This is a genomic window from Serratia sp. PAMC26656 (assembly GCF_016469055.2).
GTDB lineage: Bacteria > Pseudomonadota > Gammaproteobacteria > Enterobacterales > Enterobacteriaceae > Serratia > Serratia plymuthica.
In genome coordinates, this window is the sequence record NZ_CP150486.1 from 1180920 (window position 1) to 1194292 (window position 13373).

The 13373-nt window shown below is 56.8% G+C and carries 10 protein-coding genes; 3 read left to right on the forward strand and 7 right to left on the reverse strand.

The annotated features are described in order from the left end of the window. Positions 1–49: 49 nt before the first annotated feature. Together ybaL and JEM67_RS06140 are read right to left on the reverse strand one after the other, a co-directional pair. Positions 50–1741: a YbaL family putative K(+) efflux transporter gene (gene ybaL, locus JEM67_RS06135; RefSeq protein ID WP_013811796.1), complete on the reverse strand. Its 1692-nt coding sequence runs from the start codon at positions 1739–1741 to the stop codon at positions 50–52. Between the two features lie 244 nt (positions 1742–1985). Next, a complete protein-coding gene (locus JEM67_RS06140; RefSeq protein WP_199636543.1) occupies positions 1986–3206 on the reverse strand; it encodes an MFS transporter in 1221 nt (406 codons plus the stop codon). A gap of 183 nt (positions 3207–3389) precedes the next feature. On the opposite strand from JEM67_RS06140, the gene ushA reads away from it, so the two are divergent. Continuing rightward, complete coding sequence (ushA, locus tag JEM67_RS06145) at positions 3390–5042, forward strand: bifunctional UDP-sugar hydrolase/5'-nucleotidase UshA (protein WP_199636542.1); 1653 nt, start codon at positions 3390–3392, stop codon at positions 5040–5042. A 35-nt stretch (positions 5043–5077) separates the two neighbouring features. On the opposite strand, the gene ybaK is transcribed toward ushA, so the two are convergent. The 3 genes from ybaK to copA form a co-directional block, all read right to left on the reverse strand. Continuing rightward, positions 5078–5557 (reverse strand): Cys-tRNA(Pro)/Cys-tRNA(Cys) deacylase YbaK, encoded by a 480-nt coding sequence (gene ybaK, locus JEM67_RS06150; RefSeq protein WP_004949396.1) that lies wholly within the window; start codon positions 5555–5557, stop codon positions 5078–5080. A 228-nt stretch (positions 5558–5785) separates the two neighbouring features. Further along, positions 5786–6589 (reverse strand): TraB/GumN family protein, encoded by an 804-nt coding sequence (locus tag JEM67_RS06155; RefSeq protein ID WP_199636541.1) that lies wholly within the window; start codon positions 6587–6589, stop codon positions 5786–5788. Between the two features lie 169 nt (positions 6590–6758). Next, positions 6759–9479: a copper-exporting P-type ATPase CopA gene (copA, locus tag JEM67_RS06160; RefSeq protein WP_199636540.1), complete on the reverse strand. Its 2721-nt coding sequence runs from the start codon at positions 9477–9479 to the stop codon at positions 6759–6761. A gap of 107 nt (positions 9480–9586) precedes the next feature. Between copA and cueR the strand changes: the two genes are divergently transcribed. Together cueR and JEM67_RS06170 are read left to right on the forward strand one after the other, a co-directional pair. Then, complete coding sequence (gene cueR / locus JEM67_RS06165) at positions 9587–9997, forward strand: Cu(I)-responsive transcriptional regulator (RefSeq protein WP_199636539.1); 411 nt, start codon at positions 9587–9589, stop codon at positions 9995–9997. A gap of 132 nt (positions 9998–10129) precedes the next feature. Beyond that, positions 10130–11899, forward strand: a complete 1770-nt coding sequence (locus JEM67_RS06170; protein WP_199636538.1) for a hypothetical protein — start codon at positions 10130–10132, stop codon at positions 11897–11899. Positions 11900–11952: 53 nt separating this feature from the next. On the opposite strand, the gene JEM67_RS06175 is transcribed toward JEM67_RS06170, so the two are convergent. Together JEM67_RS06175 and JEM67_RS06180 are read right to left on the reverse strand one after the other, a co-directional pair. Further along, positions 11953–12423, reverse strand: a complete 471-nt coding sequence (locus JEM67_RS06175; RefSeq protein WP_199636537.1) for an NfeD family protein — start codon at positions 12421–12423, stop codon at positions 11953–11955. Positions 12424–12425: 2 nt separating this feature from the next. Next, positions 12426–13331 carry an SPFH domain-containing protein gene (locus tag JEM67_RS06180; protein ID WP_013811804.1) on the reverse strand — a complete coding sequence of 302 codons (906 nt, stop codon included), beginning with the start codon at positions 13329–13331 and terminating at the stop codon, positions 12426–12428. Positions 13332–13373 lie beyond the last annotated feature (42 nt).

Here is a 13373-nt window from a genome sequence, read left to right on the forward strand (position 1 = left end):
CAAACTCAGGTCCGGCAAGCCGGACCTTTTTTGAATACCGGTTTTCACGTCAAATCGGGCAGGCGCCCATTTTCTCTTCTTCGCTCAGCGTATCCAGTTTAAGGATATTCAACATGCTGTTGGCGATTTCCCGCTCGCCCATCACCACCTGATCGGCACCGCGATCGGAGATATATGACACCTCGTCATCGTAATGCGCGCGGGCGATGATCTCGATGTTTGGCCGCTTGTTGCGTGCAGAGGCGACGATCTCCCCGGCTTCGTAGCCGTTTGGAATGGTCAGCAACAGCCAGCGTGCGCAGTCGAGCCTTGCCAGATCCATCACCTCCGGATTGGCGGCGTTGCCCAGCACCGTTTTGATACCCTGTTCACGCAGCGCTTCGACCCGAGGGCGAGAGTTCTCGATCACCACCAGCGGAATGCCGGCCTCGGCCAGTTTGGCACCCAGCAGGCTGCCGACGCGGCCATAACCGACCAGCAGGGCGTGATTGCACATATCGAACGGGATCTGCTTCTCTTCTTCCACCGCTTCTTCCAGAATCTGGTCTTCCATGGTTTCGGTCTTGGCCAGATAACGTTCAAGCAGGGTGAACAACAGCGGATTAAGCATGATCGACAGGATGGCGCCGGCCAGCACCAGATTGCGGCCGTGCTCCGACATCATGCCGAGCGAGATGCCAAGGCCGGCCAAAATGAAGGCGAACTCGCCGATCTGCGCCAGGCTGGCGGAAATGGTCAATGCGGTGCGTTTTGAGTGGCCGAACATTTTCACCAGCAGGAACGCCGCAGCCGATTTACCGAACACGATAATCGCCAGCGTTGCCAGCACCGCCAGCGGCTCGTTGATCAGGATCATCGGATCAAACAGCATGCCGACCGAGACAAAGAACAGCACCGCAAAAGCATCGCGCAGCGGCAGCGTGTCGTGAGCTGCGCGGTGGCTCAACTCCGACTCGTTGAGCACCATGCCGGCGAAGAACGCCCCCAGAGCGAAGGAAACGTCGAACAGCTTCACGGCGCCATAGGCAATGCCGAGCGCCAGCGCCAACACCGCCAGGGTAAACAGTTCGCGGGAGCCGGTGCTGGCGGTTTTCGCCAGGATCCACGGCACCAGGCGGCGGCCAACCACAATCATCAGCGCGATAAAGGCGATGACCTTGCCGATGGTGAGCGCCAGATCAATCAGCAACTGGCTGCTGCTGGCATTGTCATTGCCCATCATGTTGCCGAAGGCCGGCAGCAGCACCAACGTCAACACCATCGCCAGATCTTCCACGATCAGCCAGCCGATGGCGATTTGCCCGCGCTGGCTGTCGATCAACTGGCGCTCTTCCAGCGCACGCAACAACACCACGGTACTGGCGGTAGACAGACACAGCCCGAACACCAGACCGGAAATCAAATCCCAACCGAGCAACTTAGACAACCCCATACCCAGCAAGGTGGCGACGGCAATCTGTGCCACGGCGCCGGGAATGGCGATATGTTTTACTGCGAGGAGGTCTTTAAGAGAGAAATGGAGGCCAACACCGAACATCAACAAAATCACGCCAATTTCCGCCAGTTCCGGTGCCAGCGAGGTGTCGGCAACAAATCCAGGGGTAAAGGGGCCGGCGAGCACGCCTGCTGCAAGGTATCCTACCAGTGGGGAGATGCGCAGGCGATTTGCCAGCATACCGAGGAGGAAGGCGAGTACTAACCCTCCGACAATAGTGGTGATTAACGGTGTTGAATTATGCATCCAGACTCCTTCTAGCTATGCATGGCGGCAGAGGGAAAACGCAACGAAGTTACGAAAAGATACATTTAGTTTATTGCATTTGTGCGTGCTTTGCTTAGCTAAATTTGGCTTTTTTGCGAAAAAGCAGAGGATTTCGCGTTGGACAGGCCAGAGAGGGGATTTATCAATGAATAAGTCAAATAACATTGATTTATGTGGGAGATAACCCGGCTGAATGATATTTATCAACCGGGATGTAGCAGGGTTATTGCGAGTTATGATCCATATTAGGCAGCAGAGCGGTGATAATGCCGATCAAGGGCAAGAAAGCACAGATTTGGTAGACCAATTCGATGCTGGTCAAATCTGCGACATAACCAAGAACTGCCGCACCTAACCCCCCCATACCAAAAGCAAAACCGAAGAATAAACCGGAAACCATGCCCACTTTTCCGGGGATCAGCTCCTGAGCGTAGACCAAAATGGCCGAAAACGCCGAGGCGAGAATTACTCCTATGATCACCGTCAAAATACCGGTCCAGTACAAAGATGCATAGGGTAAAACAAGCGTGAAAGGTGCCGCGCCAAGTATAGAGCCCCAAATAACATATTTTCGGCCTATCTTGTCGCCCAATGGCCCGCCGATAATGGTACCGGCAGCTACCGCGAACAGAAAAGCAAACAGATGTATCTGAGCATTTTGTACCGAAACGCCGAACTTATGTATCAAATAAAAGGTGTAATAGCTGCTGATGCTAGCCAAGTAGAAGTATTTTGAAAAAATCAGTACCAGCAGGATGCCGAGAGCGTAGGTAACGGTACGTTTTGGCAGCGGTTGCCGCGCAGCGGCGGTTTTGGGCAGACCTTTTGTTGCCCGATGCTGTTGCTGATACCACTTGCTGACCTGCAACAGCACCACAATAGCCAGCAGCGCCGCCAGTGAGAACCAGGCGACGTTGCCCTTACCGTAAGGCGCGATAATCAGCGCCGCCAATAGGGGGCCCAGAGAACTGCCAAAGTTGCCGCCGACCTGGAACAACGACTGCGCCAGACCATGCCGGCCGCCGGAAGCCATGCGCGCCACGCGGGACGATTCTGGGTGGAAGACCGAAGAGCCGGTACCGACCAACGCCGCAGCCAGCAACACTAGCGGGAAGGTATTGGCTACCGACAACAGCAGCAGGCCACACAGGGTAAAACCCATGCCGATCGGCAGCGAATAAGGCTGCGGGTGTTTATCGGTGAAGTGGCCTATTAGCGGTTGCAACAGCGAGGCGGTCAATTGATAAGTCAGGGTGATCATGCCGATCTGCACAAAGCTGAGATTGAAATCGGCCTGCAGGATCGGGTAAATCGCCAGGATCAGCGACTGGATCATGTCGTTCAGCAAGTGGGATACGCTGATGGCGCCGAGGATCGAGAAAGCGGTGCCTTTAACCGCACTGCCCTTGGCCGGCGGCAAGGCGGTTTCGCTACGGTCGGTCATTTTATTATTAGCCTGGTAAGTTTTAGAGTTCAGAGCAGATTATCTTAGGCAAATTGTTCAATTTTTACCATATCCGACATAATTTGACGCACATCGCAAAAATTTGAAATCACTCGCCTTTGTTTCGCGCTACAATTTCGGCCACCTCAAAAAAACAGTTCATTTTCATCATGGAGAGCCGCCATGCGTTTTTCGTTAAAAACCACCGCATGCGCCTTGGCCGTGTCCCTGACTTTCCTGTCGGGAGCCGCCAGCGCCTGGGAAAAGGATAAAACTTACGACATTACCATCCTGCATACCAACGATCACCATGGCCATTTCTGGCAGAACGATCACGGTGAGTATGGTCTGGGCGCGCAGAAAACCCTGGTAGACAGCATTCGCCAGGAAGTGGCGGCCAAGGGCGGTAGTTTGCTGCTGCTGTCCGGCGGCGATATCAATACCGGTGTGCCGGAGTCCGACCTGCAGGATGCCGAACCGGATTTTCGCGGCATGAACCTGGTGGGTTACGATGCGATGGCGATCGGCAACCATGAGTTCGACAATCCGCTCAGCGTGCTGCGTCAGCAGGAGAAATGGGCGACCTTCCCGCTGCTGTCGGCCAATATCTATCAGAAAAGCACTCAACAGCGTCTGTTCAAACCTTATGCCTTATTTGACAAGCAGGGCATCAAGATCGCGGTTATCGGCCTGACCACCGACGACACCGCCAAGATCGGCAACCCGGAATACTTTACCGATATCGAGTTTCGCGTGCCGGCGCAGGAAGCGAAACAAGTGGTTGAGCAACTGCGCAAGGATGAAAAGCCGGACGTGATCATCGCCGCCACTCACATGGGCCATTACGATGACGGCAACCACGGCTCCAACGCGCCGGGCGATGTCGAGATGGCGCGCAGCCTGCCGGCGGGTTACCTGGATATGATCGTCGGCGGCCACTCGCAGGATCCGGTCTGTATGGCCGGCGAAAACCACAAACAGGTGGATTACGTGCCGGGTACCCCGTGCTCGCCGGATCGTCAAAACGGCACCTGGATTGTGCAGGCGCACGAGTGGGGCAAATACGTCGGCCGTGCCGACTTCCAGTTCCGCAACGGCGAGCTGAAGCTGGTGCATTATCAACTGATCCCGGTCAACCTGAAGAAGAAGGTGGAAAAAGCCGACGGCACCAGCGAGCGAGTGTATTACACCCAGCAAATTCAGGAAGATCCTTCCATGATGAAACTGCTGACGCCATTCCAGGACAAGGGCAAGGCGCAGCTTGAGGTTAAAATAGGCAGCGTGAACGGCAAGCTGGAAGGCGATCGCAGCAAGGTACGCTTCGTTCAGACCAACTTGTCGCGCGTGCTGCTGGCAGCGCAAATGGAACGTGCCGAAGCCGATTTTGCGGTGATGAGCGGAGGCGGGGTGCGTGATTCGATCGAGTCCGGCGACATTACCTATAAAAATGTGCTCAAGGTGCAGCCGTTTGGCAACACGCTGGTCTATGCCGAGATGAAAGGCAGCGAGGTAGAAAAATACCTGGCGGTAGTCGCCAACATGAAGGTGGATTCCGGCGCTTACGCGCAGTTTGCCAACGTCAGCCTGACGGCGGACGGCAAGGGCGTCAGCAACGTGAAGATCAAGGGCGAGCCATTGCAGGCGGACAAAACCTACCGTATGGCGACACTGAACTTCAATGCGTTGGGCGGCGACGGTTATCCGAAGCTGGATACCCTGCCAGGCTACGTCAATACCGGTTTTATCGATGCCGAAGTGCTGAAACAGTATATCGAGAAGCACTCTCCGCTGGATGCGGCGGCCTATGAGCCGAAGGGCGAGATTGTTTATCAGTAAGCGTTAATCGGGGAACCGGAAGGCTCCCCATCAGCTTAATCGCGCTTGGCGATATCGGCGAAGCTGCCGGCCAGCAGGCGGCATAAATCGCCGGCGGCCAGTTCGATATCCAGCCCGCGTTTGCCGCCGGAGACGTAAATGGTGGCGAACTGCTGCGCCGGGCTGTCGATCACCGTCGGCAGCCGCTTTTTCTGCCCCAGCGGGCTAATGCCGCCGACCAGATAACCGGTTACGCGCTGCGCCAGTTGCGGGTCGGCCATTTCCGCTTTCTTTGCGCCCAAGGCGCGGGCGACCTTTTTCAGATCCAGCTGGGTCGCGACCGGCGTTACCGCCACCGCCAGATGTTTGGCGTCGCCGTTCAGCGCCACCAACAGCGTTTTATAGACGCGGTCGGCATCGAGCCCAAGTTTCTGCACCGCCTCATCACCGAAGTGGGTTTCCGCACTGTCGTGATGATAGGGATGAAGGGTAAACGCGATTTTTTGTTTTTCAAGCAGGATCACTGCGGGCGTCATACTGTTTTCCTATTTCCCCTTTGCACGGGAAGTTGCAACGCGAAGCAACAAAATTACAAAAATCTAACGGCGGCAGCAACCTGAGCCACTGTTACATAAAGCGGGTTGCCAAGGTGTTCACTGGGTTGCTACCCTGTCTATTGTAACCGTTAACACGGTTGCTATGCGTATAACTAAAATACAAGAAATTCCTCTTTGACTGGCCAGTAGCGATATTGGCCACTTTTTTTACTGCGCCTGAAGCATCGCCGGCAGATTATCTTCGCCGTACAGATGCAGTGCGCCCACCGCCACCACGTAGTTACCGGCCGGTAAGGCCTCCAGTTTCTGCTGCCAGTCCCGGTTGCGCCGATGCATCAGCACGTCGTACAGATCGGCGCTGAAGGTGGCGGGCAGGGTTTCCAGCGCGCCGTTGGGTTTCGCGTCAAGCCACCAGCTCACCATGGTTTGCAGCAGCCGCGCGTTGGTGTGCCAGTGCTCCAGCGTATCGCGCAGCAGCGCCATACCGCCTTCCGGCAACTGTTCCAGCATCGCCATCTGCTGTTCCGCGCCTTCCAGCTCAATCACCTTTTTGTGTTGTTGCCTGGCGGCCTGCAACAGTTGGTAGTCCACGCCGTACTCGGCGCGCAGCCCCAGTCGCTGAGCCTGACGAGCCTGCATCGTCAGTGCCACCTGCCAGCCGGGGAGGGTCGAGAACACCTCTGCATCGGTGCCCAGTTCCTGGCACAGGACCAATAACTGCTGAAACTCGGTATCGGAAAGGCGCTCCGCCAGGCCGGGCTGTGGGTCGGCCTGGCCAAACGGCGAGGCGGAGCCGGTGATATCGGCTTCGACAATCAGGGCATCAGCCTGTTTCAGGCGGGTCGCCAGCGTGGCCGGCAGCGGCGACATATCCACCGTGCCCATATGAATGCTGCCCACCAGATGGAATTGCCGATCGCCGGGCAGCCGGATATCCAGCGCCGGGTAGGCGTAGGTCATCGGAGAAATAATGCCGAGAAAGGCGGCCAGGCGGCGTAATAGCTTACCCATACAGCGTGGTTCCTTATTTTCCCCGCGAGTTTGCAGACGATGGTCTGGCCTCTGGCGGGTAGCGCGTTTATGCCATGCTAAACGCTATCCGGCGCACAAGAAAGCCTGAAGAGTGAAGGAATTATCCCAAAGGAAGCGGGGCGTAAGGATTTACGCCCCGCTGTGGCATTCAGCGTTTCGGTTTAAAACGCAGCAGCCGGTTGGCGTTACTGACTACGGTAATGGAAGACAGTGCCATTGCCGCGCCCGCCACTACCGGGCTGAGCAGAGTGCCGGTCAACGGATATAGCACCCCGGCGGCGATGGGAATGCCGAGCGTGTTGTAAATGAATGCCCCGAGCAGGTTCTGCTTCATGTTGCGCAACGTGGCCTTCGACAGTTCCAGCGCGTCGGCGACGCCGTTCAGGCTGTGACGCATCAGGGTGATGGCGGCGGTTTCGATAGCGATATCGCTGCCGCCGCCCATCGCGATGCCCACATCGGCTTGCGCCAGTGCCGGGGCGTCGTTGATGCCATCGCCAACCATTGCCACGCGGTGGCCCTGCGCCTGCAGCTGTTTGATCGCCTCGGCCTTGCCGTCCGGCAGTACGCCGGCGATGACCCGGTCGATGCCGGCCTCTTTGGCAATGGCGTTGGCGGTCACCGGGTTGTCACCGGTCAGCATCACCAGTTGATAGCCCTGACGATGCAAACGCTGTAGTGCTTCAATGCTGTCGCTGCGCAGCGGATCACGGATGGCGATCAGCGCAGCCGGCTGCCCGTTGGCTGCCAGCAGCACCGGCGTAATGCCGCGCTCGGCCTGTTGCTGCATCTGCGCTTCCAGCGCTGCGGTTGCCACCTGGTGCTGTTGCAACAGTGCGGCGTTGCCCAGCAGCAGCTTCACACCGTCCACTTCGCCGCTGACGCCGGCACCGCGCAGGGTCCGGAACTGTTCAACCGACGGTAGCGCTTGCCCGGCGGCGTGCTCAACGATGGCACGCGCCAAGGGGTGGCTGGCACCTTGTTCCAGCGCCGCGGCCCAGCGCAGCGCCTGCTGCTCGCCGATCTGATTGAAGGTGAAAATCTCCACTACGCGCGGCTGCCCCTCGGTCAGGGTGCCGGTTTTATCGAACACCAGCGTATCCAGGGTGCTGGCCTGCTGCAACGCATCGGCGTCGCGCACCAGCACGCCGAACTCGGCCGCACGACCAACGCCGGAGATGATCGACATCGGCGTTGCCAAGCCCAGCGCGCAAGGGCAGGCAATGATCAATACCGTAGTGGCGATCACCAGCGTGTAAACCAACTGCGGCTGCGGGCCGAAGAAATACCAGATCGCCGCGCTGAACAGGGCGATGGCCACCACCACCGGCACGAACACTGCAGAAATGCGGTCCGCCAGTTTGCCAATCTCCGGTTTGCTGCTCTGCGCCTGGCGCACCAGTTTGATGATTCGCGCCAGCGTGGTTTTGCTGCCGATAGCGCCGGCGCGAAACAGCACGCTGCCGTCATCCACCACCGTACCGGCGTGCACCGTATCGCCAACGCCTTTCTGCTGCGGCACGGCTTCGCCGGTCAGCATGGCTTCGTCCAGCCACACTTCGCCCTGCACAATTTCGCCGTCCACCGGAATACGATCGCCGGTGGTCAGGCGCAGCGTCATGCCAAGCTGCACCTGCGCCAGCGCAATGGTTTTCTCGCCGTCGTCGGTCACCAGCCGCGCCGTCGGCGGCGTCAGGTCCAGCAGCCGCTCCAGCGCCTGTGACGAACGCTGGCGCGCCCGCTGTTCCAGCGCATGGCCGAGGTTGATCAGGCCGATGATCATGGCGCTGGCCTCGTAATACAGGTGCCGCGCCTCCATCGGGAAGAAATCCGGCCACAGGTTGACGCTGATCGAATACAGCCAGGCGGCGCCGGTGCCGAGTGCGACCAGCGTATCCATGGTGGCGCTGCCGTTGCGCAGTGCGCGCCAGGCGTTGCGGTAAAAATGCCCGCCGGCGAACGCCATCACCGCCAGCGTGATCAGACCAACCCACAGCCACGGGCGTTGGGTTTCCGGTGTCAGCGACATACTGCCGCCAAACAGCCCCCAGGCCATCAGCGGAATACCCAGTGCCAGGCCGAGCGCCGCCTGCCAGCGGAAGCGCTTCATGTTGGCCTGTGCGGTTTGCTGTTGGCGCTCGCGGCGTTCGGTTTCGTCCTGGATCATTTCCGCGCCGTAGCCGGCTTTCTCCACCGCCGCCACCAGCGCCTGCGGATCGGCATCGCCGGTAATCAACGCGCTGCGTTCCGCCAGATTGACCCGCGCCTGTTCGACGCCGGGCACGCTTTGCAGCGCGGTTTGGACTTTACTGACACAGCTTGCGCAACTCATGCCGCTGAGCAGCAGTTGAACGCTGTCATCATCGTCGCTGTGGCGAGTTACCGGAAGGGAAGAGGGGGCCGCTGCCTGGGGTTCCGGCAAATCAGGGGCTGATTCAGTCAACGGCTCAGTTTTTGGGAGAACGGCGGCTCCATTGACGCTGGCGTGATAACCGGCTTCCTCTACTGCGGCGATCAATGCCTCGGGAGCGGCATCGCCATAGACCTTGGCCGACTCGATGCCGACGTCGGCCGCGATCACGCCCGGTACCGCCTCCAGCGCTTTACGGGTGCTGGCGGCGCAGTGCATGCAGCTCAGGCCGCTCAGCTGCAGTTCGGTATCCGGCCGTTGCGCTACGGCAGCCTGGTAACCGGCGGCGATCACGCTGTCGATCAGCGCCTGGCTCGGCGCATCGCCGGTGACTCTGGCGTAATGGACGTTGACCTCTGCCTGTTCGACATCGTTGCGGCTTTCCAGGGCTTTTTTCACCCGTTGCGCGCAGTTCATGCAGGTTAGCCCCTGCAACGCCAGCACGGTGGTTTGTGACATGATTCGGTTCCTCGCTCAAGTGCGGTGTTTAAAGGTTGACCGCTTAGCCTATTTTCACTAAGAATGAAGGTTAAACCTTCCAGCAAGGGGAAGGTCAAGGAGTGAAAATGAATATCAGCGACGTGGCGAAAAAAACCGGTTTAACCAGCAAGGCGATCCGCTTTTATGAAGAGAAAGGGCTGGTTACCGCGCCGATCCGTACCGATAACGGTTACCGCAGCTATAACCCGAAGCATATCGAAGAGCTGACGCTGCTGCGCCAGGCGCGGCTGGTGGGCTTTAACCTGGACGAGTGCCGTGAGCTGGTGGCGCTGTTCAACGATCCGGCCCGGCATAGCGCCGATGTCAAAGCGCGCACGCTGCAAAAAGTGGTGGATATTGAAAAGCACATCAGTGAGTTGGGCGAGATGCGCCAGCGCCTGCTGGCGCTGGCTAACGAATGCCCGGGCGATGACGGGGCGGAATGCCCCATTATTAATAACCTGGCCGGTTGCTGCCATCATGCCAAAGCATCGTAATAGAGGCCGGACCCCGATTGATAAGGGCTATACCCATTGATGCCTGGCACACCCGGGACCTTTTCTTGCTGAACGAATCGTCTTTTAAAGTGGCTCTCTCCATTGAGAGCACACAACCAAGAGGCGTTTATTATGAATACTTGTCCAGATATCGCAACATTACGCACCATCATCCCGGCTTTTGCAGGCGATCTGATTGAGGTTACGGCCTATTACTCCGGATGGAGTGGAAATGACCGGCTGCAATCTGGCGGCGGCACTTTTAAGGCTTCAGGCGATACCGGCCTTATCGATGACGGCGGCATTTATATAAAACCTGACACGCAATGGACATGGGTACGCGTCCTCGACATGAATTCATTCGTCTCGCCGAATATGTTTGGCGCACGTGGTGATGGCGTATCAGACGATACGGCCGCGCTGACGGCGGCCTTTGTAACACCTTACAGCACGGTCTGCCAGCAGGGCGCGACCTATATGACGTCTGACACCGTGCGGATCAAAGACGGTACAGATGCCAGGAAGGTGATTAACCTGAATGGCGCGACAATCAAAGCCAAGGCTGGTCATCTGAAACCCTTCTTCGCCAATAAAACCCCAACAGCAGAAATATATGATTACTTACGTGGCGTAGAAATGTTTGGTGGCAGGCTCTATGGCTGGGTTAAGCGGGAAAGCGTTTATCATCAGGTTTCCTCACATAATGGGTTCGTCGCCGGAAATAAAAGTTATTTTTATCATATGACCGTACGTGGTTTCTGTGATGGTATGGTGTTGATGGGCGAATCTGTTGCCTTCGATGTGAATATTGATGAATGCCGTGATAATTTACTCGTCGTAAAAAATAATGACAATGTGGTCAGTAATATTACCGGCGGCTATTGTCTTGGTGATGGTATTTTGGTGAAGGGCAGTAAAAATATTGTCACTAAAGTCACTATCGCCGGCGCCGGGATCCCCGCAAGTACCTTCGAACCAGGCTATGTTTCCGGTTCCATTATCGCTGTAGGCCAGGATCAACAGTTAGATGGAACAACCAGTGATTGTTATGTCATTGATGTCAAATGCGGAGTGTGGGGCGGTGGCGGTGTTATCGTTGCCGGCGTAAATAATTTTTGTGAAAATATTGAAGCCGGCGACTGTTATTACCTTGAACAAACCAATGCTTCCGCGATCTTGAATGGGGCACCGGCAGTGTATACTGGCGGCAAAAAACATCGGGTCAATAATGTTACTGTGGGCCACTGTATTCGAGGGATTGAGGTACATTCCGGTTCAGAAGGCACTTTCATTGATAATATTTCCATTGCGTCATGCCGTGTTCATCCGGGGTTAAGCGCATCGGGTGTTCAGTCGGATAGCCGTGTCGGCAAAGTAACCTTTGGACGTCTGATCGGTAATAAGGCTCTAGATATTGATATGAGCGGGCTGGCTATCGATAAAATTACGGTTAATGAATATGCCAGTGCCTTTGGCAACGGTGGAAGCCTCTGCTCCATTGCAAAACCAGCGACAATCGGCAGTTTGGTTTTTAACAGCCCGTTGGCAAATAACATTATGCCGGTAGTGCTGATGAGTGCTAACGCCTCCATTGAAAATCTGGAGGTGAATAACAGCAAGGCCGTTTGCTTGCAAACTACAGCTGCCGTTACTCTGTTGCCGCAGAATCTGACTATTCAACAAACGTCTGATGCCATCGATTCTGCAGTTAAATTATTTGGTGAGGGTGAATCTCACGTTAAAACCTGGCAGATAAAAGGAAATACAACGGTTCTGCCGAGTATTCGAGGTACGGACGCACAATTAACCCTCGATCACTACCCTGCGGACAGTCTGCCGTGGAACGTGAAGTATCCGGATAAGTCGAAAGTCATTATTCTCGACTCAACATTGATCTCATAAGACTCAACATTGATCTCATAATAAGACAAGCCGGGGGAACCCGGCTTGATTCGTTAATGCACTTGTTGCGGCAACGCACGGATCACCAGGGTGACGCCCTCGACGGCGATAACTTCCACTTCGGTTCCTATCGCCAGATCTTCACTGGCCTGCGCGCGCCAACTGCTGTCGCCGATGTTAATGCGGCCCATGCCGTTGTGCATGGCTTCGGTCAGCGTTGCGCGGGTGCCGATCAACTGGCGGTTGCGCTGGTTCAGCACTTGCGAACCGCTGGTTGCCGCCGCCGGCCGCTGGCGCAGCCAGTACCACCACAGATAGGCCACGACAATGGTCAGGACGGCAAAAATCACCCCCTGCCACTCCCAGGCCAGCTGTGGCAGCAGCCAGACCATCGCGCCGACCACCACCGCCGACACGCCGCTCCATAACAGGTAACCGCTGGCGCCGAGCATCTCGGCAGCCAGCAGCAGCCCGCCAAGGGAAAGCCAGAGCCAGTGCGGGTTTGCTGCAATTTGTTCGAGCATGATTACTTGCCTTTGTTGTCTTTCAACAGTTCGGCAATGCCACCAATTGAACCAAGCAGGCTGCTGGCATCCAGCGGCATCATGATGACTTTACTGTTGTTGGCGGAGCCGATCTTTTGCAGCGCATCGGTGTATTTCTGCGCCACAAAATAGTTCACCGCCTGGATATTACCGCTGGCGATAGCGTCGGAAACCAGTTGAGTGGCTCGCGCCTCCGCTTCAGCGGCACGTTCACGCGCTTCGGCCTGCAGGAATGCCGACTGGCGTTCCCCCTCCGCCTTGAGGATTTGCGACTGCTTGTCACCTTCGGCACGCAGGATGGCCGCCTGACGTACGCCTTCGGCCTCCAGAATGTCCGCACGCTTGGTTCGTTCGGCCTTCATCTGGGCGTTCATTGCCGAGATCAGCTCTGCCGGCGGACGTACATCACGGATCTCGATACGGGTGATCTTGACGCCCCACGGGTTGGTGGCTTCGTCGACGATATGCAGCAGGCGGCTGTTGATGCTGTCGCGCTGCGACAGGATTTCGTCCAGCTCCATTGAGCCGAGCACGGTACGGAAGTTGGTCATGGTCAGGTTGACGATCGCCCGCTCAAGGTTGCTGACCTCGTAAGCGGCGCGCGCCGGATCGACCACCTGGATAAAGCACACCGCATCGATGGCCACGTTGGCGTTATCGCGCGAGATGATTTCCTGCGAGGGAATATCCAGAACCTGTTCCATCATATTGATTTTTCTGCCGATGCGATCCATAAAGGGCACGACCAGATTCAAACCGGGCATCAGCGTTTTGGTATAGCGGCCGAAGCGTTCCACCGTCCATTGGAACCCTTGCGGTACAATTTTGACGCCGGCGAAGACGATGATCAGCGCGACGACAATCACGATGGGGATAAGGGTAAACATGGCAAACCTCCTGTCAGACATATGTAAGAAGATTTTACGCCA